The sequence below is a fragment of the Bradyrhizobium sp. SHOUNA76 genome (genome assembly GCF_023006445.1).
Taxonomy (GTDB): domain Bacteria; phylum Pseudomonadota; class Alphaproteobacteria; order Rhizobiales; family Xanthobacteraceae; genus Bradyrhizobium.
Genome location: NZ_JALBHA010000044.1, coordinates 1 through 25106, shown reverse-complemented (window position 1 = coordinate 25106; position 25106 = coordinate 1). Strand labels below are relative to the sequence as shown.

The 25106-nt window shown below is 63.1% G+C and carries 20 protein-coding genes; 6 read left to right on the top strand and 14 right to left on the bottom strand.

The window, feature by feature from the left end; genetic code table 11:
• A partial coding sequence (locus tag MOV74_RS08755) for an acetate--CoA ligase family protein (protein ID WP_246920154.1) occupies positions 1 to 1391 on the top strand: 1391 nt, incomplete at its 5' end.
• A gap of 146 nt (positions 1392 to 1537) precedes the next feature.
• On the top strand, positions 1538 to 2380 hold the full coding sequence (locus MOV74_RS08750; RefSeq protein WP_246920152.1) for an MlaD family protein: 843 nt from the start codon (positions 1538 to 1540) through the stop codon (positions 2378 to 2380).
• A gap of 87 nt (positions 2381 to 2467) precedes the next feature.
• On the opposite strand, the gene MOV74_RS08745 is transcribed toward MOV74_RS08750, so the two are convergent.
• The 9 genes from MOV74_RS08745 to urtA form a co-directional block, all read right to left on the bottom strand.
• Positions 2468 to 5617 carry an autotransporter domain-containing protein gene (locus MOV74_RS08745; protein WP_246920151.1) on the bottom strand — a complete coding sequence of 1050 codons (3150 nt, stop codon included), beginning with the start codon at positions 5615 to 5617 and terminating at the stop codon, positions 2468 to 2470.
• Between the two features lie 185 nt (positions 5618 to 5802).
• Positions 5803 to 6843: an aliphatic amidase gene (locus MOV74_RS08740; protein WP_246920150.1), complete on the bottom strand. Its 1041-nt coding sequence runs from the start codon at positions 6841 to 6843 to the stop codon at positions 5803 to 5805.
• Positions 6844 to 6887: 44 nt separating this feature from the next.
• Entirely contained in the window at positions 6888 to 7265 is a 378-nt protein-coding gene (locus tag MOV74_RS08735; protein ID WP_246920148.1) for a zinc ribbon domain-containing protein, read from the bottom strand.
• Between the two features lie 97 nt (positions 7266 to 7362).
• Positions 7363 to 8592 carry a formamidase gene (fmdA, locus tag MOV74_RS08730; RefSeq protein WP_246920139.1) on the bottom strand — a complete coding sequence of 410 codons (1230 nt, stop codon included), beginning with the start codon at positions 8590 to 8592 and terminating at the stop codon, positions 7363 to 7365.
• Positions 8593 to 8619: 27 nt separating this feature from the next.
• Positions 8620 to 9309, bottom strand: coding sequence for an urea ABC transporter ATP-binding subunit UrtE (gene urtE, locus MOV74_RS08725; protein ID WP_246920136.1), 690 nt, complete (start codon positions 9307 to 9309; stop codon positions 8620 to 8622).
• Between the two features lie 11 nt (positions 9310 to 9320).
• Positions 9321 to 10076 carry an urea ABC transporter ATP-binding protein UrtD gene (urtD, locus tag MOV74_RS08720; protein ID WP_246920131.1) on the bottom strand — a complete coding sequence of 252 codons (756 nt, stop codon included), beginning with the start codon at positions 10074 to 10076 and terminating at the stop codon, positions 9321 to 9323.
• A gap of 11 nt (positions 10077 to 10087) precedes the next feature.
• Positions 10088 to 11227, bottom strand: a complete 1140-nt coding sequence (gene urtC, locus MOV74_RS08715) for an urea ABC transporter permease subunit UrtC (protein ID WP_246920127.1) — start codon at positions 11225 to 11227, stop codon at positions 10088 to 10090.
• Between the two features lie 17 nt (positions 11228 to 11244).
• Positions 11245 to 12171, bottom strand: a complete 927-nt coding sequence (gene urtB / locus MOV74_RS08710) for an urea ABC transporter permease subunit UrtB (protein WP_246920124.1) — start codon at positions 12169 to 12171, stop codon at positions 11245 to 11247.
• Positions 12172 to 12301: 130 nt separating this feature from the next.
• Positions 12302 to 13561, bottom strand: a complete 1260-nt coding sequence (gene urtA / locus MOV74_RS08705; RefSeq protein ID WP_246920117.1) for an urea ABC transporter substrate-binding protein — start codon at positions 13559 to 13561, stop codon at positions 12302 to 12304.
• 170 nt (positions 13562 to 13731) lie between these two features.
• On the opposite strand from urtA, the gene MOV74_RS08700 reads away from it, so the two are divergent.
• Both MOV74_RS08700 and MOV74_RS08695 read left to right on the top strand, forming a co-directional pair.
• On the top strand, positions 13732 to 17103 hold the full coding sequence (locus tag MOV74_RS08700; protein ID WP_246920113.1) for an ATP-binding protein: 3372 nt from the start codon (positions 13732 to 13734) through the stop codon (positions 17101 to 17103).
• Positions 17087 to 18013 (top strand): response regulator, encoded by a 927-nt coding sequence (locus tag MOV74_RS08695; protein WP_246920110.1) that lies wholly within the window; start codon positions 17087 to 17089, stop codon positions 18011 to 18013. Before MOV74_RS08700 ends, MOV74_RS08695 begins: the two co-directional genes overlap by 17 nt.
• Before the next feature lie 239 nt (positions 18014 to 18252).
• Here the strand turns inward: MOV74_RS08695 and MOV74_RS08690 are convergent, their stop codons facing one another.
• Complete coding sequence (locus MOV74_RS08690; protein ID WP_246920108.1) at positions 18253 to 19755, bottom strand: NAD(P)/FAD-dependent oxidoreductase; 1503 nt, start codon at positions 19753 to 19755, stop codon at positions 18253 to 18255.
• A gap of 124 nt (positions 19756 to 19879) precedes the next feature.
• Positions 19880 to 20638 carry a trypsin-like serine protease gene (locus MOV74_RS08685; RefSeq protein WP_246920105.1) on the bottom strand — a complete coding sequence of 253 codons (759 nt, stop codon included), beginning with the start codon at positions 20636 to 20638 and terminating at the stop codon, positions 19880 to 19882.
• A gap of 111 nt (positions 20639 to 20749) precedes the next feature.
• On the opposite strand from MOV74_RS08685, the gene MOV74_RS08680 reads away from it, so the two are divergent.
• A complete protein-coding gene (locus MOV74_RS08680; RefSeq protein WP_246920103.1) occupies positions 20750 to 21385 on the top strand; it encodes an HAD-IA family hydrolase in 636 nt (211 codons plus the stop codon).
• A 96-nt stretch (positions 21386 to 21481) separates the two neighbouring features.
• On the opposite strand, the gene mtnA is transcribed toward MOV74_RS08680, so the two are convergent.
• From mtnA to MOV74_RS08665, 3 genes are all read right to left on the bottom strand, one after another.
• Positions 21482 to 22588 carry an S-methyl-5-thioribose-1-phosphate isomerase gene (mtnA, locus tag MOV74_RS08675; RefSeq protein WP_246920096.1) on the bottom strand — a complete coding sequence of 369 codons (1107 nt, stop codon included), beginning with the start codon at positions 22586 to 22588 and terminating at the stop codon, positions 21482 to 21484.
• A 30-nt stretch (positions 22589 to 22618) separates the two neighbouring features.
• Positions 22619 to 23494 carry an S-methyl-5'-thioadenosine phosphorylase gene (locus tag MOV74_RS08670; RefSeq protein ID WP_246920091.1) on the bottom strand — a complete coding sequence of 292 codons (876 nt, stop codon included), beginning with the start codon at positions 23492 to 23494 and terminating at the stop codon, positions 22619 to 22621.
• Positions 23495 to 23713: 219 nt separating this feature from the next.
• Positions 23714 to 23986: a phosphopantetheine-binding protein gene (locus tag MOV74_RS08665; protein WP_246920088.1), complete on the bottom strand. Its 273-nt coding sequence runs from the start codon at positions 23984 to 23986 to the stop codon at positions 23714 to 23716.
• Between the two features lie 356 nt (positions 23987 to 24342).
• On the opposite strand from MOV74_RS08665, the gene MOV74_RS08660 reads away from it, so the two are divergent.
• Positions 24343 to 25106 (top strand): acyl-CoA dehydrogenase family protein (locus tag MOV74_RS08660; protein WP_246920085.1); only part of this gene is annotated, 764 nt, incomplete at its 3' end.

Here is a 25106-nt window from a genome sequence, read left to right as displayed (position 1 = left end):
CGGCGGCGATGGCGCATACCTGCGAGCTCGCGGGCTCGATCGAGACGTTCGACGCCATCGCGACGCGCGAAGGCGTGATCCGCGTGGCCGGCCTCGATGAACTGATCGAAACCACCGAATGCTTCGTGCACGCGGCCGTTCCCAAGGGCGATCGGCTCGCCGCCGTCACGCTGTCCGGCGGCAAGCGCGGCATGCTGCTTGACGCCTTCTACAAAGAAGGCCTGAACTTCGCGCCGCTCAGCCCGCATGTGAGGTCGGAGCTGGCCAAAATGCTCGGACCGGGCTCGATCGTCGGCAATCCGCTCGACGCCGGCTTTGCCGCCGTGGTCGATCCCTCCGTCTACATGAAGTCGATCAAGCTGATGATCGACGATCCCGACATCGACATTATCATCATCGACGCCGAGCTGCCCAAGGCGCCGCATGAGCTGCGCGAGCGCAATTTGCGCATCGTCAACGAGATGGCGAGCAAGGCCGCAAAGCCGGTGATCTATATCAGCGCGATGTCGATCGGCTTCACCGAATTCACCAAGAGCTTGCGCAAATCGCTGCCGCATCTCGCGGTCATGCAGGGCATGGACCGGGCGGTGACCGCGATCAAGTCGCTGCTCGACTACGCCAAGCTGCGCAAGGAGGTGCCCGACGTCGTCTCGAGCTCGAAACCCGCCGCACGCGCCGTGCTGGAGAAGGCGTTGAGATCGACAAGCGGTGCCGCGCTCGACGAGGTCGCCTCGAAGAAGCTCCTGAAGGCCTATGGCATTCCGATCTCCAAGGAGGCGATCGCACAGACCGCGGCGGAAGCCGCAAAGATCGCCAAGCAGATCGGCTTTCCGGTCGTGGCAAAGCTCGTCAGCGCGGAGATCCTGCACAAATCCGACATCGGCGGGGTCGTGCTGAACCTCAACAATGCCGCCGAGGTGAAGAAGGCGTTCGGCGACATCACAGCACGGGTGGCGAAGCTGAAAGGCAAGCCGAAGCTCGATGGCATTCTGATCGCGCAACAGGTCAAGGCCGAGCTCGAGCTGGTGGTCGGCGCCTCGCTCGATGCCGAGATGGGCCCGGTCGTGCTGTTCGGCACCGGCGGCATCGACATCGAGTTGATGAAGGACGTCGCGCTCGCCGGCGCGCCGCTGGACGAGGCCGAGGCGCGGCTCCTGATCGGTCGCACCAAGGCCGGAATCAAGATGCGCGGCTATCGTGGCAAGCCGGCCTTGCACGAGGCCTCCGCGGTGAAGGCATTGGTCGGCCTGTCCAATCTGATCGCAGATGCCGGCGACCGGATCGCCTCGATCGACATCAACCCGTTCCTGATCAACACCAGGACGGGCGTCGCCGTCGATGCCCTGATCGTGCTGAACAACGCCGCGGCAGAACGTGCCGCCGGGCATTGAGCCGTAGGGCGGATTAGCGCCTGCGTAATCCGCCAACTTGCACGGCTGGGGAGGCAAAAACGGCGGGTTACGCTTCGCTAACCCGCCCTACGTACCATTACGGCCTCCTTCCAACTTCCCTGCTTTGGCCGTAAAACCTTCCCCTCATGGCACGCGCGAGCAATCTGGTGATCGGAACGGCGACGCTGGCGGTGATCGCCGTCGCGTTCGGCGGCCTGCTCGGCGTGGAGAAATGGCGCACGATCCAGAGCCGCAGCCAGTTGCGTGTGGTGTTCGAGGGCGGGTCCGCCAGCGGCCTGCGCCGCGGCGGGCCGGTCAATTTCGACGGCGTCCCGGCGGGCCAGATCCTGTCGATCAAGCTGGACAATCCGCGCAAGGTCGTGGCGCTGGTGATGCTCGACAACACCGCGCCGATCCGCAAGGACACCGTGGCCGGCATCGAGTTCCAGGGCCTGACCGGCGTTGCCGCGGTCTCGCTGATCGGAGGCGCGCCCTCGGCGCCACCGGTGCCGCTGGACTTCGACGGCGTCCCCGTGCTGACCGCCGACCTCAGCGACGCCGAATCCATCGTCGACACCCTGCACAGCGTCGACCGCACGATCGTCAGCAACGCCCCTGCTATCAAAGACGGCTTGCGCACGTTCGAAAACTACACTGCCGATCTCCGGAGCAAGGGCGGCGAGATCGATTCCGTCATGGCCAAAGTCGACAGCGCCTTCGCAGGCTTCGACAAGGCGGTCACGAAGATCGAGGGCGCCGTGCCCGGCTTCGTCGACGGCAAGGCCGACGAGCTGTACGAGAAGATCAGGGGATTACACGAGCTTGCCGATACCATGAAGAAGAAATCGGCGGGCTATCTCGAAGACATCCGTCGCTCGCTGCTCGATGTCAGCGAAGCCGCCAACAAGATGAGCGGGATGCCAGCAGCACCCGCCGCGGCCCCGCGTCCACCGCGAAAGCCCGAGCAGAAGCCGAAGAAGAAGCAGTGACTCTCGGTCCTCCCTAAAAGGGGAGACATCGCATTTGAACATTCAATAGAGTCGTCATGCCCCTCTCCCTAGAGAAGTGACAACGCCTCACCACGCGTAGCGCACAACGCCTTTGCCGGCGGTGGAGCGCGTGACGTTCGAGAACTCGCCCTCGAAGGTCGCCGAGGCAGACCAGCCATTCATCCAGTTCATCTGCACTGATGCCGTGGTCAGAGCAGAATCGCGCGCCAGAGCAGCGCCGTTCACGACGAAAGCCGATCCCGGCAGCGTCTGGAACACCGCGCCGGCCGTGCGGTCCGGATTGTAATCATGCGCCCAGGCGAGGCGGCCGCGCAGGGTCACTAGGCCGCCAGCCGCGGCAAACGACCTGTCCGCGCGCAGGCCGAGTTCGGTGCGCGTGCTGGTCACGTCCTTGGCGGCATAGTTGAGCGCGAAGACGTTGCTGCCCACCACGGCCGACTCGGCATAGCCCGGAAGGCTGAACAGAGTGGCCTGAAGTGCTGCATAGGGCGTGACGCCGGCCCACTGCATGGCATGGCGATAACCGCCCTCGATGCGGCCCGAGAGGGCGTTGGCGTTGAACTGCGCGCGCAACTGGTCGTAACCGGCAGCCGTCACGACGCGATTGGTCGTGACGTCCTGCCAGCCATAGGCAAGAGCCGCCGTGATGTAGGCCGGCCCGGCCGTATGACGCACGAAGACGCCGGCCTGGAACAGATCTGAGCGGCCCCAACCGAGCCCATTGACGCTGAATCCAGTCCCGCCGCCTGCGAGGGCGAAGCCCGCAACCGTCGACGGCGAGAAGCGGTAATCGAGGCCCACGGCAGTGCCATAGACGCTGCTGGTCGTGTTGTTCGAGCCGAGGCCGGCGTTGCCGTCGGTGGTCTGCGAGCCGCCGTAGCTGGCCGCCCACACATCCCAGCGCTGCTCGAACGTCGCGATCGGCGCCTTGCGGTAGATCGAGGCAAAGGCGTCCCGCGCATTTCTGTCATGTGCGCCCCTGCTGGTCGCAGCATAGACATTCGCGCTCGTGTCGTCGGCATAAGGCATCGCGCCCGGCGCGCCGCTGCGCCCCGAACCGAGCACGTCGGTTAACAGGCTCATGAACAGGTTCATCGCATTGAACGTCGTCTGCTGCGATCCCGTCCCCGGCTCGCCGGAGGCCTGCGTCAGGCCCTGCGGCGTGAGATTCGCGAGCGCGACAGGCAGGCTGCCCGTGGTGTTGAAGATGCGCGTCAGGACGTTGGCGACATTCTGCTGATTGATATTGAGGCCGCCGCCATAGCCCAATGCGAGATCGAGGAAGACGTTGTTGGGATCATAGCTGAGCGCCGCATGCAGGTTCGGCGACAGACCCGTGACCGCCGGATTGAAGGTGTCGGGCAACGTGTTCGCGGTCAGGATCGTGTAATGCTTTGCGATCGTACCGATCGGAACGACCGCGACGGTCGCGCCACTGAGCGTGGAAGTCCCGGTCACGACCGCGATGCCGTTGTTCGCCCCCGACACCTGCACCATGTAAGTTGACGCGCCGGTGAAGTTGAGATCGCCGTTGACGTTGAGCGTGCCGGTCGGAAGCCCTGGCGCCAGAGTGCCGCCATTGACGTTGATGGTGTTGACGTTGCCGACGCCGCCGAAGGTGCCACCCGCGGCAACGGTCACATTGCCGTTGATGGTGCCGGCGAGCAGAAGCGTGCCGCCGAGCACGTTCCAGTCCTGGTTGCCGGTACCGGTCACCGTCCAGGTCGAGCTGTCGACCTTGTTGAAGGTCGTGAAACCGTCATATTGGAGCAGGGGACCGATCAGGCTGAGATCGAATGTGTCCTTGCCTGTGCCGCCGAGCTGGAATGTATCGGTGCCTGCACCAAGCACGAGGCCGTTGATGATGCTGCCGGGCCCGAGCGTCAGCGTGTTCGGGCCGCAGTTGCAGAACTCGATCGCGGCGAGGCCGGTCGCGGCGTTGATGGTTCCCGAGTTGAACACGCTGCCGCCGCCATCCACGCTGATGCCGACACCGTTGGCCCCGACGGTGATGGTGCCGGTATTGACGACCTGATTGGTGGTCGAGGACGTGAACACGGAGATACCGATGCCTGAGGCGCCGACGGAGATCGTGCCGCCGTTGGTGATGACGTTGTCGTCGCCGAACACCGCAATGCCCGAGGTGAAATCGCCAGCCGTGATCCGGCCGTTGTTGGTGATCGTGGAGGACGAGCCGGAAAAACCAATGCCGAAACTTCCTCCCAGACCGACGTCGATCGTTCCGTTCTGGATGATGACGGCCCGATCACCTTGCACTGAAATGCCCGCCGCCCCGCTGTCGCCGACCGTGATCGAACCGCCATTGGTCACCCTGGCGTCGTCGCCCGTGACTGCAATGCCGACGCCGACATCGGTTGCCTTGATGTCGCCGAAATTGTTCGCGGTTTGAAAGTCACCTTGCATGAAGATGCCGGCGGCATTCTGCCCGACCGAGATCCTGCCGGTGGCCGTGTTGGTGACCGTGTTGTTGTCACTGATCGCGATAATGCCGCCGGAGAAGCCCGTGGAATCGCCAACCGTGATCGCGCCTGCATTGGTCACGGTCGCGCCGCCGAACGACGCGTAGATTCCGATCGCATCATCGAGGCCGGTGATCGTGCCCGTCACGGCATTGGTGATCGTGTTGTTCTGGACCGCGAAGATGCCCGCGCCCTGCGCGCCGACCGAGAGCGCACCGCTGTTGGTGACGGTGTTGTTATCGCCGACCCGGATCGCGGCGCCGCCGTCCCCGGCGGTGATCGTCCCGGCATTGGCGATGATGTTGTGATCGAGCCCGAAGATGCCGAAGCCGTTGCCGAGCACCGTGATGGTGCCGTTGTTGGTCACGGTATTCGAATTGCCGACGCCGATGCCGATCAGGCCCGAGGCCGCCGACAGCGTTCCGTTGTTGGTGACGGCGCTGGAATCGTTGACGCCGATCGAGACCGTGCCGTTGTCGTTCACGGTCGCGCCCGACAGCACGTTGACGGTGAGGCTGTCGACGCCGGCGCCGGCCTGGAATCCGTTGGCATCGTCGCTACAGGTGACGGTCTGGCCGCTCGCGGCAGGATCGGGGACGCACTGCGCGCTGGCCGATGTCGTCGAAAGGCCAAGGCCGAACACAATCGTCAGGATTGCCGACGCGCCGACGGATGGAACGGCGGCGCCGCCCCGGCGCAGGCGCCCCTGCCGCCTCCATAGCCCCTCGCCCCTCACGTCACACTTTCCCCATTCCCGCAGTCCGCCGGGAACTTAGGCCATAAGGATGCCCCGTAAAACTACGCTCCGCCGGAATGTGTCTCTTTGGCGCACAACCAAAGCAGAATCCCGCGGCCATGTTGCAACCGCGCCACGGTTTCCAAGCGCAAAGCTCCCATTTTGCGCATGATGCGGCTCACGCCTCAATAATTGGAGGGGGCCGCCCCATTCGGGATGCCGTCGATCGGGCATTCGTCGGTCCCCGGCGTCGAACGGGTCATCGCCTCGACCATGTCGCGCGTGCCTTCGGGATCTTTGATCCAGTTTTTGTAGAAATCATAGGGGCAGGCCGCGACGCCGCGCGGGCTCTCGCCGGAATTGATCATGCCGGTGTAGCCGCGGTGGACCAGCTTGTAGAGATGGTTCTGTGACTGGCCGTTGCGGCGCGCGTCGCGGATCAGATGCTTTGAGAGCTGCGCGTACTGGATGCCGTAATCCTCCTCGCCGCACTCGCCGAGCGTGCGGCCGTCAAAGCCGATGATCGCGGAGTGCCCAAAATAGGAATAGACGCCATCGAAACCGGCGGCATTGGCGACCGCGACATAGACGTTGTTGGCCCACGCCATGGCCTTGGAGATCAGAACCTGCTGCTCCTTGGCCGGGTACATGTAGCCCTGGCAGCGCACGATCAGCTCGGCGCCCTTCATGGCGCAATCACGCCAGATCTCCGGAAAATTTCCGTCGTCGCAGATGATCAGGCTGACCTTCATGCCCTTCGGGCCGTCGGAGACATAGGTACAATTGCCGGGATACCAGCCCTCGATCGGCACCCACGGCATGATCTTGCGGTACTTCTGGACGATCTCGCCCTTGTCGTTCATCAGGATCAGGGTGTTGTAGGGCGCCTTGTGGGGGTGCTCCTCATGGCGCTCGCCGGTCAGCGAGAACACGCCCCACACTTTCGCCTTGCGACAGGCCTCGGCGAAAATCGCAGTCTCTTCACCGGGCACTGAGCACGCCGTCTCATACATCTCCTTGGAGTCGTACATGATGCCCTGGGTGGAATATTCCGGGAAGATCACCAGATCCATGCCGGGCAGACCGGCCTTCATGCCCACCAGCATGTCGGCGATCTTGCGGGCGTTGTCGAGCACCTCGGCCTTGGTGTGCAGGCGGGGCATCTTGTAATTGACGACTGCGACGCCGACCGTGTCGTTGCTGCTAGAAATGTCGCCGTGAAGCATTTGGGCCGCTCCTGTCTTTTGTTCGTTTGAGGTCTTCGCCAGCGTTAGTGGCTGATCATCCACGGCCGCGCCGTCGGAAAGCCCTTGGCACCGCTCTTGGCCTTGGTCATCAGCCGTGCGGGCTTTTTCCTATCCGCCGAGCCCTTGTCCTTGACTGTCTTCCCCGACGCGCAGCACCCGCAGCCCGGACCGTGCGAGGCCTTGTACTGCGCGAGCGTCTGCGGCGCATGCGAGCTCCGCTCGTTGACGGCGTGCGCCTTGCGCTTGTCCGCCGGCATGCAGAAGAAATTCGGTGCGGTCAGGATCACCCGCGGCGCCATAGTCTCGCAATGCGGACAGCTTTGCGGATCGTCGCATTCCGCCATCGGGCGAAGATCCTTGAAGGGGCCGCAGTCGTCACAGAGATATTCGTAGACCGGCATCGCATCATCCCTCATGCGTGTTCAACACAACTCGCTGCCACGATTCGTGTGGAGACAGCCCCTCTCCCCGTAAGAACGGGGAGAGGGAGCGCAGCGATTATTTGTCCGGTGAGATCGGCATCTGGATATCGCCGGTGATGTGCTTGATGGGGCCAGCCGCCGACGGCATCACGTCGAAGTCGAAGATCTCGGTCGGCAGCCATAGCGTGGCGCAGGCATTGGGGACGTCGACCACACCGGAGATGTGGCCCTGGCACGGCGCGGTACCGAGGATCGAATAGGCCTGGGCGCCGGAGTAGCCGAACTTCTTCAGATACTCGATCGCATTGAGGCAGGCCTGCCGATAGGCGATGTGGACGTCAAGATAATGCTGCTTGCCGGCCTCATCGACCGAGATGCCCTCGAAAATCAGATAGTCCTTGTAGTTCGGCGTGATCGGCGATGGCTTGAAGATCGGATTCTTGATGCCGTATTTGGCCATGCCATCCTTGATCACCTCGACCTTGAGATGCAGCCAGCCGGCCATTTCGATGGCGCCGCAGAAGGTGATCTCGCCGTCGCCTTGGCTGAAGTGCAGATCGCCCATCGAGAGGCCCGCGCCGGGAACGTAGACCGGGAAGTAGATCTTCGAGCCGCGCGAGAGGTCCTTGATGTCGCAATTGCCGCCATGCTCGCGCGGCGGAACGGTGCGCGCACCTTCTGCGCCGATCTTGGCCTTCACGTCGCCCTTGGCGCGACCGCCATGAGCGGTCGGCGCGAATGGCGGATTGGCAAGACCCGGCACGCGAGTCGGGTTGGTCGAGATCAGCTCGGCCTCGCGCTTGTTCCAGGTATCCAGCATCTTGGGATCGGGCAGACAGCCGATCAGGCCGGGATGGATCAGGCCGGCAAAGTTCACGCCGGGCACGTGGCGCGACGAGGTATAGAGGCCCTTGATGTCCCAGATCGACTTCTGCGCCAGTGGGAAATGGTCGGTGAGGAAGCCGCCGCCGTTCTGCTTCGAGAAGAAGCCGTTGAAGCCCCACAGGCTCTCTTTCATCGGGCCGACGTCGAGCAGATCGACCACCAGGAGATCACCGGGCTCGGCGCCCTTGACACCGATCGGGCCGGACAGGAAGTGCACGATCGACAGATCGATGTCGCGCACGTCATCGGCGGAATCGTTGTTCTTGATGAAGCCGCCGGTCCAGTCATAGGTCTCGATGATGAAATCGTCGCCGGGATTGACCCACGCCACGATCGGGATGTCGGGGTGCCAGCGGTTGTGCACCATGTCATTATCGTAAGCCGACTTGGTGAGATCGACCTTGATCAGTGTCTCTGGCATCGAGATGCTCCCCTTTTACACGGTTGGTTAGACGGACAGATATTTCGAGACCTGCGCGGCATCGACGGCCTCGCGCGGATCGTCGCGCACGATCTCGCCGTTCTCGATCACCAGCACGCGGTCGGCGATTTCGAGCGCAAAGCTCAGAACCTGCTCGGACACGACGATCGAGAGGCCCTTCTCGTCGCGAATTCGCTTCAGCGTGCGCGCCATGTCCTTGATGATCGACGGCTGGATGCCTTCGGTCGGCTCGTCCAGCAACAGCACCTTGGGCTTGGTCGCGAGCGCGCGGGCGATGGCGAGTTGCTGCTGCTGGCCGCCGGAAAGATTGCCGCCGCGGCGGCCCTTCATCTCCAGCAGCACGGGAAAGAGTTCGTAGATATCGCCCGGCACCTCGGATCCGCCGGAGACGACGAGGCCGGTCTCGATGTTCTCCTTCACCGTCATGGTCGAAAAGATCATGCGCCCCTGCGGCACGTAAGCGAGGCCCTTGGCGACACGCTCAAAACTCTTGAGGCTACCGAGCTCGGCGCCGTCCATGGTCACCGAACCGCTTTTCGCCGGCAGGATGCCCATCAGCGACTTCATCAGCGTGGTCTTGCCCATGCCGTTTCGGCCCATGATCGCCACGATCTCGTTGGGCGCGACCTTGACGTTGAGTCCGTGCAGCACCTCGCTCTGGCCGTAGGCGACGTGGAGATCTGAGATTGCCAGCATCAGCGTGCTCCTTAATGGCCGAGGTACACTTCGATGACCTTGGGGTCGTTCTTGACCTTCTCCATGGTCCCTTCCGAGAGGATCTGGCCCTGGTGCAGCACGGTGACCTTGTGGGCGATGTCCTCGACGAACTTCATGTCGTGCTCGATCACCAGCACCGAGCGATTCTTGATGATGCGGTTGAGGAGCTCGGCGGTCTTGGCGCGCTCGGACACGCTCATGCCGGCGACCGGCTCGTCCAGCATCAGGAGGTCCGGATCCTGGATCAGCAGCATGCCGATCTCGAGCCACTGCTTCTGGCCGTGGCTGAGCTCGTCGGCATAGGTGTTGAGCTTGTCCTTGAGGAAGATCATCTCGGCGACCTCGGCGACCCGCTCCTTCACGAGCTGGTCGCGCTGAAAGGTCAGCGAGCCGAACACGGTGCGACCGCGCGGAAACGAGATCTCGAGATTTTCGAAGACGGTGAGGTCTTCGAACACCGACGGCGTCTGGAACTTGCGCCCGACGCCGGTTTGCACGATTTGGTTCTCCTTCATCTTCGTGAGCTCCTTGCCACGAAACTGAATCGAGCCAGAGGTCGCCTTTGTCTTGCCGCAGATCAGGTCGAGCACCGTGGTCTTTCCGGCACCGTTGGGACCGATGATGACGCGGATCTCATTCTCCTCGACGTAAAAGGAGAGATCATTGACCGCCTTGAACCCGTCGAACGAGACCGTCAGTCCGGAGACAGCGAGCAGGAATTCCTTGGGCTGATGACCGACGAGCATGATCTATCTCCTCACTCTGCCGGCGCGCCGTCGGCGACCGAGTTGTCTTTCCAGTCCGGTTTCGACTTGCGCGAGGCGAACAGCCAATCGATGCGTGGCTGCACATAGTCAGCCCAGAGCCCGGACAGCCCGTTCGGGAAGGCGAGGACGACTGCGATGAACAGCGCGCCGAGACCGAACAGCCAGAGCTGCGGGAAGGATTCCGACAGGCTGGTCTTGGCAAAATTCACTAGGAGGGCGCCCCATATCGCACCGAAGATCGACATCCGTCCGCCGACCGCGGTGTAGATCACCATCTCGATCGACGGCACGATGCCGACAAAGGACGGCGACATGAAACCGACATTGAGCGCGAACATGGCGCCGCCGATTGCGGCGAAGACCGCGGCCATGCAGAAGGCGAAGATCTTGAAGTTGGCAACGCTGTAGCCGGAGAAGCGGACGCGGTCCTCCTGTTCGCGCATCGCCACCAGGATGCGGCCGAGCTTGGTCAGGCGGATGAACTGCGCGATGCCGATGCAGGCGAACAGCAGCACCACCTCGACGAAGTACAGGATGACCTTGGCGTGGTCGGGCCGGATGTCCCAACCTTTGAGCGTGCGCAGGTCGGTCATGCCGTTGATGCCGCCGGTATAGCCCTGTTGTCCGACGATCAGGATGGTGAGGATGGCGGCAACAGCCTGGGTGATGATCGCGAAATAGGTGCCGCCGACACGGCGCTTGAACATCGCGGCACCGATGATCAGGGCGAAGACGCCGGGGACCAGAATGATGGCGAGGATGGTGAAGGTGAGGCTGTGAAACGGCTGCCAGAACAGCGGCAGCGACGTGATCTGATTCCAGTCCATGAAATCGGGGATGCCTGGTGTCGACTGGATCTTCGTGTTCTCGACACTCGAGGCCTCGAGCTTGAGGAACATCGCCATGCAATAGCCACCGAGGCCGAAGAACACACCCTGCCCCAGGCTCAAGATGCCGCCATAGCCCCAGCACAACACGAGGCCGAGCGCGACAAAGGCGTAGGTCAGGTATTTGGCGACTAGGTTGAGGCGGAATACATCCAGCGTCAGCGGCAGGATCACGAACAGCACGGCGGCCAGGGCAATGAAGCCCATCAGTTCGGATCGGTTGAAGAAGCGTGAGTTGATCATGACTTGCCTGCTTCTTGTTATTTGCGGACCTTGAGGGCGAAGAGACCCTGCGGGCGCAGCATCAGGATTCCGACAACGGCAAGCAGCGTCAGCACCTTGGCCATCGAACCCGACATGAAGAACTCGAGCGTCGATTGCGTCTGAGAGATCGAGAAGGCCGAGGCGATGGTACCGAGCAGGCTGGCGGCGCCGCCAAAGACGACCACCAGGAACGTATCGACGATGTAAAGCTGTCCGGAGGTCGGTCCGGTCGAGCCGATCATGGTGAAGGCGCTGCCGGCGATGCCGGCAATGCCGCAACCGAGCCCGAACGTGTAGCGGTCGACCTTTTCGGTGTTGATGCCGACGGCGCCGGCCATGATGCGGTTCTGCACGACAGCGCGCACCTGGCGGCCCCAACGCGATTTGTACATCACGTAGGCGACCGAGATGGTGATCAGAACAGTGAGGCACATCACAAAGACGCCGTTGATCGGCACTTCGATGCTCTCAGTGACGTGCAGCGAGCCCAGCATCCATTGCGGCAGCTCGACGCCGACTTCGCGTGCGCCGAACACGGAGCGATAGGCCTGCTGCAGCATCAGGCTGAGGCCCCAGGTGGCGAGCAGCGTGTCGAGCGGCCGCTTGTACAGATGCCGTATCAGCGCCCATTCCACCAGCATTCCCAACGCACCGGATGCGACAAAGGCCAGGATCATCGCAAGGAAGAAGTAGCCGCTGAACAGGCTCGGCAAATAGGCCTGGAACAGATTTGAGGTCATCCAGGTGACGTAGGCCCCGAGGATCATGAACTCGCCATGGGCCATGTTGATGACGCCCATCTGGCCGAAGATGATGGCAAGCCCGAGCGCCATCAGGACATAGACCGAGAACAGGATCAGTCCTGCAAAACCCTGCATGACGAAGATCGAGCCGAGATCACCAAGCGAGTAGTCGCCGAACATCGATGTCCTCCGTCAGGGAAAGGGTCCCGCGTCGCGAGCAGGTTCGCGACGCGGGGGTCTTGGGCGTGGATTTGCGGTCCACGCCAGGGAGCGGCTTGGTTTTCAGGTCAGCTGCGGCAATCGCCTCGACTTACTGGTAGCCCTTGGGGAACGGATCCGGCTCGACGAGATCGGCGGTCTCGTAGATCAGCTCGAACTGGCCATCGAGCTTGGCGCGCCCCACCCGGGTCTTCGACCAGAGGTGATGGTTCTCGTGGATGCGCACATAGCCTTCCGGCGCACCCTTGAACTCGACGCCCGGCGAGGCCGCCGCGATCTTGTCGACGTCGAAGGAGCCGGCCTTCTCCACCGTCAATTTCCACAGCCACGGGCCGAGATAGGCAGCCTGGGTGACGTCTCCGATCACCGTCTTCTCGCCCCACATCTTCTTGAATGCCGACGAGAAGGCCTTGTTGTTCGCATTGTCGAGCGATTGGAAGTACTTCATGCAGGCATAGGCGCCCGCGATGTTCTCGCCGCCGATGCCGTCGATCTCGTCTTCGGTCACCGAGATTGTCAGCAGCGCCTGCTTGGAGAGGTCGATACCGGCGGCCTTGAGCTGCTTGTAGAACGCGACGTTCGATCCGCCGACGACGTCGGTGAAGATCACGTCGGGCTTGGTCAGCTTGATCTTGTTGATGACCGAGTTGAATTGCGTCGAGCCGAGCGCGTAGTACTCCTCGCCGACGACCTTGCCCTTCAGCACGTTCTCGACGTGCTTGCGCGCGATCTTGTTCGAGGTGCGAGGCCAGATGTAGTCGGAGCCGATGAAGAAGAAGGTCTTGGCGCCCTTCTCCTTGGCGATCCAGTTCAGGCCGGCGAGGATCTGCTGGGTCGCTTCCTGACCGGTGTAGATGACGTTCTTGGACTGCTCGAGGCCTTCGTAGAAGGTCGGGTAGTAGAGCATGCCGTTATACTGCTCCATGACCGGCAGCACGGCCTTGCGCGAGGCTGAGGTCCAGCAGCCCATGATCGCCGCGACCTTGTCGTTGACCAGCAGCTTCTTGGCCTTTTCCGCGAAGGTCGGCCAGTCGGAGGCGCCGTCTTCCTGGATGAACTTGATCTTGCGCCCGAGCACGCCGCCGGCCGCGTTGATCTGCTCGATGGCGAGCTTTTCAGCCTCGATCGAGCCGGTCTCGGAGATGGCCATGGTGCCGGTGGCCGAATGCAGGATGCCGACCGTGACCTCGGTGTCAGTAACCGCGAGACCCGTCGTGTTGACCGCCGAGGTTGCCGGGGCCTGCGCAAAAGATGCCCGCGGCAGCATCGTGATAACAGGCACGGCGGCCATTCCCATCAATAATTTGCGCCGGAGCGGCGACAACAGGCCCTTGTTTTCTTCGTCCGACATGAGCACCCCACTTTTGTTCGAGAACACGCGATTGGTGCCGTGAGGATGGCTCGAATTTATGCAGCGCAAGCATACGCAAGATCGCGTATACTGCACCGCAAAATGCCGACGTAGGCTTTTGGTACGGAATTTGCGAGGGCTCGAGGTCCGTATCGGGAGTGGGGTAAAGAGTGGCAGGGCGGCAGCGAATAGACCGCGTCAGGCGCCAGTACAACCAATGGGTTGCCAACCAGACGCTGGAGGACTACGCGCTGCGCTTCACGGCGAAGAGCGCGCGTCGCTGGTCCGCCGCCCGCGTCGCCAACACGGCGCTGGGCGCGATCTCGTTCCTGGCGATGGAGGCGATCGGCGGCACCATCACCCTGAACTACGGCGTCACCAACGCGACCGCCGCCATCCTGGTGGTCTCGACCATCATCTTCTGCTGTGGCGTGCCGATCGCCTATTATGCCGCCAAATGCGGCATTGACATCGACCTGCTGACGCGGGGCGCCGGCTTCGGCTACATCGGCTCCACCGTCACCTCGCTGATCTACGCGTCCTTCACCTTCATCTTCTTTGCGATCGAAGCCGTGATCCTGGCGTCCGCGCTCGAGATGTGCTTCGGGATTCCGCGGCCGATCGGCTATCTCATCAGCGCCGTCGTCATCATCCCATTGGTGGCCTACGGCATCACGCTGATCAGCCGCTTCCAATTGTGGACGCAGCCCCTCTGGATCGTGCTCCACATCATTCCGTTCGCGGCGATCGCCTGGCACAACCCGCACTCCTTTACGGAGTGGCGCAAGTTCTCGGGCGAGCACGGCGATCTCAACGGGCATTTCGACCTGCTGCTGTTCGGAGTCGCGGCCTCGGTGGTGTTTTCGCTGGTGGCGCAGATCGGCGAACAGGTCGACTTCCTGCGCTTCCTGCCGCGCGACCGCCGCGCCTCCAGGGCCTCCTGGTGGATGGCGCTGATGAGCGCGGGACCGGGCTGGATCGTGCTCGGCGCGCTGAAACTTCTGGCCGGCTCGTTCCTCGCCTTCTTCGCGCTCAGCCACGGGGTGCCGCCCGAGGAGGCCGCCGAGCCCGCGCATATGTATCTCGAAGCGTTCCGCTACGTGCTGTCGCAGCCTGACCTCGCGCTGGCCTTGACCGGCACGTTCGTGATCCTGTCCCAAGTGAAGATCAATGTCACCAACGCCTATGCCGGCTCGATCGCGTGGTCGAACTTCTTCTCGCGCCTGACTCACAGCCATCCCGGCCGTGTCGTCTGGCTGGTCTTCAACGTCATCGTGGCGCTGCTGTTGATGGAGATCGGCGTCTACAAGGCCCTGGAGCAGACGCTGGCGCTCTATTCGAACGTCGCGATCGCCTGGGTCGGCGCGCTGGTCGCCGATCTCATCGTCAACAAGCCGCTTGGACTGCGGCCACAGCAGATTGAATTCAAGCGCGCGCATCTCTACGACGTGAATCCGGTGGGCGTGGGCGCGATGACGATCGCGACCATCGTCTCCATCAGCGCGTTCTACGGCCTGTTCGGACCTGTCGCGAAGGCGCTGTCAGCCTTCATCGCGCTCGCGGTCGCCTTTATCGCCGCACCGTTGATCGCCTGGGCCACGGGCGGCAAATACTACATTGCACGCAAGCCGAAGCGGAGCTGGCAGAACGTCGAATCGATCCAGTGCTGTATCTGCGAGCACGCGTTCGAGCCGGAGGACATGGCCTCCTGCCCCGCTTACGCCGGGCCGATTTGCTCCTTGTGCTGTTCGCTCGACGCCCGCTGCCACGATCTCTGCAAGCCGCACGCGCGGATCCAGGCGCAGGTATCGGAGACGCTGGGCAAGTTGATGCCACAGCCGATCTACGCGCGGATCAACTCGCAACTCGGCCATTATGTCGGTGTGTTCGTGGTCTCCGCCGGCCTCGTCGCGCTGGTGCTGGGCCTGATCTATCTGCAGACCTCGGCGAGCGTGCACGGCGAGAACACGCTCGTCTCCGACGTGCTCTGGAAGGTGTTCTTCTCGCTCAGCATCATCATCGGCGTGGTGGCCTGGCTGTTCGTGCTGGCGCAGCAGAGCCGCCGCGCGGCCGAAGCCGAGACGCGGCGACAGACCACGCTGCTGATCCAGGAGATCGACGCCCACAAGCGCACCGACGCTGAGCTCCAGCGTGCCAAGGAGGTCGCCGAATCCGCAAACCTCGCCAAGAGCCGCTACGTGGTCGGCCTGAGCCACGAGCTGCGCTCGCCGCTGAATGCGATCAGCGGCTATGCGCAACTCCTCGAGCAGGACGCGACACTGAGCACCAAGCCGCGCGACCAGGTCCGCGTCGTCCGCCGCAGCGCCGACCACCTCTCCGGTCTGATCGACGGCATTCTGGACATCTCCAAGATCGAGGCGGGGCGGCTGTATCTGTCGCGCGATGAGGTACGCCTCAGCGAATTTCTCGACCAGCTCGTCGGCATGTTCCGGCTTCAGGCCGCCGCCAAGGGCATCGACTTCGTGTTCCGGCGGCCTCCGCATTTGCCGGTCGTGGTCTATGCCGACGAGAAGCGGCTGCGTCAGGTGCTGATCAATTTGCTCTCGAACGCCATCAAGTTCACCCAGACCGGCAGTGTGCAGTTCGTGGTGCATTATCGCAGTCCCGTCGCCGAGTTCGAGGTGATCGATACCGGTCCGGGCATCCAGAGCGACGATCTCGAGCGCATCTTCGCGCCCTTCGAGCGCGGTGCGCTCGGTGTCTCGCAGCCGCAGACCGGCACCGGGCTCGGCCTGACCATCAGCCGCCTACTCGCCGGCGTGATGGGCGGCGATATCAAGGTCTTGAGCAAGGTCGGCTCCGGCAGCACGTTCAAGGTCAAGATCCTGCTGTCGGAGGTGACCAATCCCCAGCGCATCGCGCCAGTGGAGGCCCCGGTCTCCGGCTATCACGGCGCGCGCAAGACCATCCTCATCACCGACGACGATCCCGTTCACCGCGACCTGCTGCGCGAGGTGCTGACGCCGCTCGGCTTCATCCTGCTCAGCGCCCCCGACGGGCCCGGCTGCCTCGCGCTGGCGCAACATTGCCGGCCCGATCTGTTCCTGCTCGATATCTCGATGCCCGCCATGGACGGCTGGGCCGTCGCGGAGGCCTTGCGCGCGGGCGGCCATCACCAGGCGCGCATCCTGATGGTTTCGGCGAGCGCATTGGAGGCTCACGGCACCCCGCTGGCGCAGCCTTTCCACGACGGCTATCTGATGAAGCCGATCGACATCCCGCGGCTGCTGGAGACGATCCGCCAGCTCCTCAAGCTCGAGTGGCAGTACGGCTCAGACGAAATCGCGGTGCCATTCTGGCGGCCGGAGAGCGGATCGAGGCCGCCGGTGCGGCACATCGAGGCGCTGATCGGGCTCGGCCAAATCGGCTACGTCAAGGGTATCCAGTTGAAGCTGGACGAGATCGGCAACGAGCACCCGGAGCATGCCGACTTCGTCGCGCAGATGCGGTCGCTGGTCGACCGCTTCGATCTCGACCAGTACATGAACACATTGAAGACATTGCATGCGCATGAGCATTGAGTCGAAGAAGCGCGACGTCGCGCTCGTTGTGGATGACTCTCCCGAAACGCTTCGGCTGCTGACCGACGCGCTCGATGGCGCCGGCATGACGGTGATGGTGGCGCTCGACGGCGCGGCGGCGATGCGCATCATCGACCAGATCACGCCCGACATCGTCCTGCTTGACGCCGTGATGCCCGGCATCGACGGCTTCGAGACCTGCCGCCGGCTCAAGCGCGATGCGGGTCTTGCCAATGTGCCCGTGATCTTCATGACGGGCCTTGCCGAAACCGAGCATATCGTGCGCGGGCTCGAGGCTGGCGGCGTCGACTACGTGACAAAACCGATCGTGATCGAGGAGATGCTGGCGCGCATCCGCGTCCATCTCGGCAATGCCCGGATGACACAGAGTGCGCGCGCTGCGCTCGACGTTTCCGGCCGCTTCCTGTTCGCGGTCAACCGCCAGGGCGACGTGTTATGGGCGACGCCGCAGGCGCAGAAGCTGATGTCCGACCATCAGGGCGCTCAGGCCGACGACTTCGTCCTGTCGCCATCACTGCTGCAATGGCTGGAGCAGGCCAAGGCCAAAGGGAGCTCGAAGTCTCAGGCGGCCACCTTGCCCGAAAATCCGCAACTCCGGCTTTATTACATGGGCGAAACGGCGCCGAACGAATTTCTGCTGCGGCTCTCCAGGGAGGCCGGCACCGCACCGCCCGTCGAATTCACGAGCGAACTCGGCCTCACCACCCGCGAGGGTGAAGTCTTGGCCTGGCTCAGCAAGGGCAAGACCAACCGCGACATCGCGCAGATCCTGGGTTTGAGCCCGCGCACGGTCGACAAGCATCTGGAGCAGATCTACGCCAAGCTCGGGGTGGAGAACCGGACAGCAGCCGCGGCGATTGCGACGAATGCGACGCGAAGAAATTCGTGAGCTGTTGCAGGTAGGGGCACGCCACTAACCTTGCAAACAGTGTCGTCCCGGACAAGCGAAGCGCAGGTCCGGGACCCAACCACAGGAAGTAGTTTGGCGAAGACTCGGAGTTAACAGCGCGCCTGATAACCACTCCCTGTGGTTATGGGTCCCGGGTTCGCTTCGCGCCCGGGACGACAGCGGAGGATGTGGTGAGCGGTCGCCCCGCACGCTCACACCAACCTCACCCGCGAACGCCCTCACCCGTAAACAAACGCCTTGTCGTCCAGATCGGTCTTCGGGATCTCGTCCTTCTCGGTCCAGTAGTCCTGGCTGTGCTGCCATTCGGGCTTATCGCCGCGCTTGGGCAACAGGTCCATGTTGCGCATCATGTAGCCAGGGTTGAAGTTTTCCGGATCGATCCAGGGCAGGATCGGCATGTTGTGGTCCTCAGCGCGCAAGCTCACCTCGACCTTCTTCTTACCCTTGGCCTTCATGTGGCCGAGCAGCCGGCAGACGAAATCGGCGACGAGATCGACGCGCAGGGTCCAGCTGGCCCGGAAATAACCGAACACCCAGACCATGTTCGGCACGCCCGTGAACATCATGCCGCGATAAGTAACGGTGTCGCCGAAGGCGAGCGGCTTGCCGTCGATCTCGAAGGCGATGTCGCCGAGGGCCGCGAGGTTGAAGCCGGTGGCGGTGACGATGACGTCGGCCTCCAGCAGCTTGCCGGATTTGAGCTGGATGCCGTTCTCGACGAAGCACTCGATCTCGTCGGTGACGACGGAGGCCTTGCCGCTTGCAATGCCCTTGAACAGGTCCGCATCCGGTACGAACGCAATGCGCTGTCGCCACGGCCGGTATGTCGGCGTGAAGTGCGTCTCGACGTCGTAGTCGGGACCGAGGACCGCGCTGATCTGGCCGATCAGCTCCTTCTTGACCTGCTCGGGCTTGGACACGCAGAGTTTGGTGAAGGCATCCTGTTCGAACAGGATCTTGCGTCGCACGATCTCGTGGATCCATTCCTCGTCGACCTGGAGCCGGCGCAGCTCCTCCGCGATCTCGATGGCGTTGCGACCGAGCCGGAAATAGGTCGGCGAGCGCTGCAACATGGTGACGTGAGCGCATTTGTCCGCGATGTTCGGCACGAGGGTTGCCGCGGTGGCGCCCGAGCCGATCACGACGACCTTCTTGCCGGTGAGGTCGATATCGTCAGGCCAGCTCTGGGGATGGACGATGCGGCCCTTGAACCGGTCCGTGCCCTTCCAGTCCGGCGTGTAACCTTCGGAATGGCGGTAATAGCCCTGGCACATCCAGAGGAAGTTTGTGGTGAACGTCCTGGGCTCGCCGGTGTCGGTCGTCACCGCCTCGATGGTCCAGAGATTTTGCTCGCTCGACCAACGCGCCGAATTGATCTTGTGCTTGTAGCGGATGTGCTTTGCGAGGCCGTTATCCTCGATGACTTCGTTCATATAGGAGAGAATCTCCTCGGCGGTCGCGATCGGCGGGCCGACCCAGGGCTTGAAGCTGTAGCCGAAGGTATGGAGATCGCTGTCGGAGCGAATGCCGGGATAGCGATGTGTGCTCCAGGTGCCGCCAAACGTTTCCTGCGTCTCCAGGATCACGTAGCTGGTGCCCGGCAGCTGCTTTTCGATGTGATAGGCGCTGCCGATGCCGGAGATGCCGGCGCCGACGATCAGCACGTCGAAATGCTCGGAAGCTTGCTTGGTAGCGGCGTGACCGCGAACAGCGACATTCATTGTTGCTTCTATGCCTTGCTTGTTCTTATTGCCGCCCTTGACGGACGGCGCGTTTCCTCCGCGGCCGGCATGATCACCCGCCGCGCTTCCGCATCAAAATGACATAGATCAAGCCGCGGTCAAATCACAGCGCCGCACCCCAGCTCCGCGCGGTCTGCAAGATCCAGTCGCGGTAGAGCGTGAGCGGCGTGACGCCGGTCAACCCGCCGCAACCGGCCGCGCCGTTCGGCCCCGTGGACCAGCTGATGAGGCCGACCAGCACGGCACCGTTCGGCTTGTCCTCGAACACCGGGCCACCGGAATCGCCGGTGCAAGCGCCAATTCCGTCGCGAACACCGCTGGTTACGGGATCGACCAGCCGGATCTGGAGCGTCCCGGGCTGGCCGGTGGCGACAAGCGCGGCAACACGCGTGATGCCGCCGCTCTTGCCATCGCCGCGAACGGTGACGCCGATGCCGGCGATCGTAAAGCGGTCGCCGACCCGAATTGGAATTTGCGGCATACCGACCGGCACTGTGGATTTTCCCTTGAGTGGAATTTCCAGTTGCAGCAGCGCCACGTCGGCGGTGGCGCGGTGCGACTGCATCGCCTGCATGTTGAAGTTCGGATGGATCGCGACCGTGCGCACGTTCATCAATTGCGGCTGGCCGTCGGTTCCGCGATCGACGATCTTGTAGTCGGCGCCGGGTTGCACGCAGTGAGCGACGGTGAGCACGAGCCTTGGCGCGATCAGGCTGCCGGTGCAGAAATTGCCGCGCGAGCCGACAATGGTGACGACGGCGCGCGCGACACCCTCGGCCTGCGGCGTGCCGCCGCCCACAATGGCCTGCGCGGGCGTGGCGAACAGCAGAGTTGCCGTGGCGAATGTCGCGATCGTCTTCATGGGGAACATGTCTCGGCCGTTGGTTCGGTGAGCGCCGGAATTTGCTTCGGACTGGCCCTTGCCGATAGCGCATGCTAGCCCTCTTGGAAAGGAATTGACGAGGGCAGGACATTGGCGATCGAGGCGGTGATCTTTGATTTTGGCGGCGTGCTGACGAGTTCGCCGTTCGAGGCCTTCGCGCGGTTCGAGACGGAGCGCGGGCTGCCGACCGACATCATCCGGCGGACCAACGCCGCCAACCATCTGGAAAATGCCTGGGCCAAGTTCGAGCGGGCGGAGGTCGATATCGAAACGTTCGATCATCTGTTCGCCGAGGAGTCGCTGGCGCTCGGTGCCGAGGTGCGCGGGCGCGACGTGGTATCGTTGCTGCAGGGCGATCTCCGGCCCGAGATGGTCGAGGCACTGAAGCGCATCAAGGCGCAATTCAAGACCGGCTGCATCACCAACAATTTGCCGGCCAACGCGATCGGCAGCATGACCGGACGCTCCCTCTATATCGCCGAAGTCATGGTGCTGTTCGACCACGTCATCGAATCCGCCAAGATCGGCCTGCGCAAGCCCGACCCGCAGATCTACAAGATGATGGTGGAGACGCTGAAGGTCGATCCCAAGACGTGCGTCTATCTCGACGATCTCGGCGTCAACCTCAAGCCCGCGCGCGAGATGGGCATGACCACGATCAAGGTGACGAGCGGCGCCCAGGCGATCGCGGAGCTCGAGGCTGCGACGGGGCTGAAGCTGATATAGTTCGCAAATGCCGTAGGGTGGGCAAAGCGAAGCGTGCCCACCACAAGCATATGGTGGGCACGGCGCCTTTCGCGCCTTTGCCCAACCTACGAGAGCCTACTCTGCGGTGGCCGCAACCCGCTCCGGAAAGGCAGCCGCGAGCGCGGCACGATCCGGCTTCAGCACACCGCGCTCGGTGATGAGGCCGGTGACGAGCCGAGCCGGCGTCACGTCGAAGGCATAGTTCGCGACCGGCGATCCTTCAGGGACGATACGCACCGTCTCCAGCCTTCCATCCGCCGTGCGACCGGTCATGTCGGTGACCTCCGTGCCGCTGCGCTGCTCGATCGGGATGTCGCGGATGCCGTCATTGACGGCGAAATCGATCGTCGGTGACGGCAGCGCGACGTAGAACGGCACGTTATTGTCATGCGCGGCGAGCGCCTTCAGATAGGTGCCGATCTTGTTGCAGACGTCGCCATTGGCGGCCACGCGGTCGGTGCCGACGATGGCGAGATCGACCATGCCGTGCTGCATCAGATGTCCGCCGGTGTTGTCAGGAATCACCGTGTGCGGCACACCGTGATGGCCGAGCTCCCAGGCGGTGAGCGAGGCGCCCTGGTTGCGCGGACGCGTCTCGTCGACCCAGACATGGACCTTGATGCCGCGCTCATGCGCTAGATAGATCGGTGCAGTCGCCGTGCCCCAGTCGACGGTGGCGAGCCAGCCGGCGTTGCAATGCGTCAGCACGTTGACCGTCTCGCCCGGCTTCTTCGCCGCCATCGCCTCGATCAGCTTCAGACCGTTGCCGGCAATGCCGCGGTTGATCTCGACATCCTGCTCGACGATCTCGTCGGCGCGCGCGTAGGCTGCCTCAGCCCTTTCGACCGGATCGATCGGCGCGAGCGCCGCCCGCATCTCGTCCAGGGCCCATTTCAGGTTGATCGCCGTCGGCCGCGCCACGATCAGCGTCTCATAGGCGCGCTTCAGGCCAGCATCGGAGGCATCCTCGCGCATCGCGAGCGCCATGCCGTAGGCCGCGGTGGCGCCGATCAGCGGCGCGCCGCGCACCAGCATGTCGCGAATGGCAACAGCTGCGTCTTCGCAGGAGGTCAGCTTCGCAACGACGAACTCATGCGGCAGCCGGCGCTGGTCGATCGCGCCGATCGACCAGCCGTCGCCTTCGCGCCAGATGCTGCGGAAATGCTTGCCGTCGACCTTCATGGCATTCTGCCTTTTCGTCCTTCTTGCGCCTCAACCGCGCAGGATGCGCCCGGCCACCGCATCGAGCTTCTTGAGGAGCTCGGGATCGCGTGCCTCGGGCGCCGTGATCAGCGCGGTATCGAGCGCCCGGTCCGAGCCGATCGGGCACGGCTCGTGCTCGCGCGGGAAATCCTTCGCCAGCCGCGCCACCAGCGCCTTCGCCTTGTCGGCATTTGAAGTCAGCACACGGATGATGTCCTGTACGGTAACGGCATCGTGGTCGGGATGCCAGCAGTCGAAATCCGTCACCATTGCCACGGTGGCGTAACAGATCTCCGCCTCACGCGCGAGCTTGGCCTCCGGCATATTGGTCATGCCGATCACCGAATAGCCCAGCGTCTTGTAGGTCACGCTCTCGGCGTATGTCGAGAATTGCGGTCCTTCCATGCAGACATAGGTACCGCTACGCCCGATCGCGATGCCCTCGGCCTCGGCCGCCGCGGCAAGATGGATGCGCAGCCGCGGCGAGACCGGATGTGCCATCGACACATGCGCGACGCAGCCCCGGCCGAAGAACGAACTCTCACGCTTGTGGGTGCGGTCGACGAACTGATCGACGAGAACGAAAGTGCCGGGCGGCAGTTCCTCTTTGAAGGAGCCGCAGGCCGACAGCGAGATCAGGTCGGTGACGCCGGCGCGCTTCAGCACATCGATATTGGCGCGATAGTTGATGTCGGAGGGCGACAGACGGTGGCCCTTGTCGTGCCGCGGCAGGAACACGATCGGCAGGCCGGCGATAGTGCCGCGCCTTAAGGGAGCCGACGGCTCGCCCCAGGGGCTTTCGATCACCTCCTCGCGCGCACCCTCGAGGCCCGGCAGGTCATAGATGCCCGAGCCGCCGATGATGCCCAATACCGCCTGCGTCATGCCTGCTCCACCCCGTTCGCCACGTTGGACATGGTTAAGCTATGCCAGCTTTGGGGCGGTTTTGGAACGGGGGATAGTCTCGATCGGCGTCATTGCGAGGAGCTCGCGACAAAATTGCGAAGCAATTTTGCGCTGAAGCGACGAAGCAATCCAAACCGCCGCCTCAGAGGCAGTCTGGATTGCTTCGCTTCGCTCGCAATGACGGAGGAGAGAGCCGGCTTACGCCGCCGTCGCCAGCCGCAGCTGGGCAGCCACCATCCGCTCCAGCGTCTCGACGGACTGGAAATTCTCCGGCGTGATCTCGGATTGCGGGATAGTGAAATCGAACTCGGCTTCAACGCCGAGCATCAGGTTGACCATGTCCATCGAGGTCAGGCCGGCATCGACGAGCTTGGCGGACGGCGTGACGTCGGCGATGAGCGAATTCTGTTCGAGGATACCCTTCACCAGCTTGATGATGCGATTGCGCAATTCGGTATCAAAGGCTTGCATCGGCAAATTCCCGTCTGTCTGTCAAAGTTCGGACCGCTTACGGCTACGATGGGCACGGGCAGCCGGTCCCGCAATGGGCGGCACTCATACTTTGCGTTTCTTAGTAAACGATGACTCAGATTGTCTGGAATTCGGGCTTCTTCCAGATTCCTAACGCGATGCTGGAAAATCGGGAGATGCAAACAACCGGACCTTAACTGTTCGTTCGGAATTGGACTTTGTTTACCCTCTATTTCATCGACGAATTTGAATTAAATCCGTAGCCTCGTGTCACAAGCAAAGATGGCCGGAGGATCGCTTACGCGCATCGCGAATGATGCCGGCGATCTCGAACGGCAAACCGGAGGCGGACGAGTATGAACGTGCGTGAAGCAGTCCTTACTGTCGACGAAACGCAGACGAGCTTCCTGGAGCAAGGTCCCTCCCTGATCGAGCGCGCCGCCCGGACCGCCGCAGCTGCCGCGGCCGACGCCGATGGGGTCGATCGCGATGCCCGTTTCCCGCACAAGGCTTTCGAGGTCGCGCGCGAACAAAAACTGCTCGGCGTGATGATCCCGGTCGAGTTCGGCGGCTTTGGTGCCTCCATCTACGACGTCACCGACATCTGCTACACGCTCGGACGCGCCTGCGCCTCGACCGCGATGATCTACGCGATGCACCAGACCAAGGTTGCCTGCGTCGTCAGGCACGGCCATGGCATCCCCTGGATGGAAACCATGATGCGCCGGGTCGCCCGCGACCAATGGCTGCTCGCCTCCTCCACCACCGAAGGCCAGAACGGCGGCAACATCCGCGCCAGCGCCGCTGCCGTCGACCACGCCGGTGACACGGTTTCGCTGGTGCGCGACGCCACCGTGATCTCCTACGGCGCGGAAGCCGATGGCCTCGTCACCATTGCCCGCCGCGCCACCGAGGCCGCTGCCTCCGATCAGGTGCTGCTGGCGCTTGCCAAGGACGATTATTCGCTGAAGCGGACGCTCGGCTGGGAAACGCTCGGCATGCGCGGCACCTGCTCGACCGCGAGATGTCTGATGCCGAAATGTCGTTCCGCAACGAGGCAGATTACGTATCGAAATATCGACGCGTTTTGGAACACTTCGACGCGGTCAAGATTGGGTTG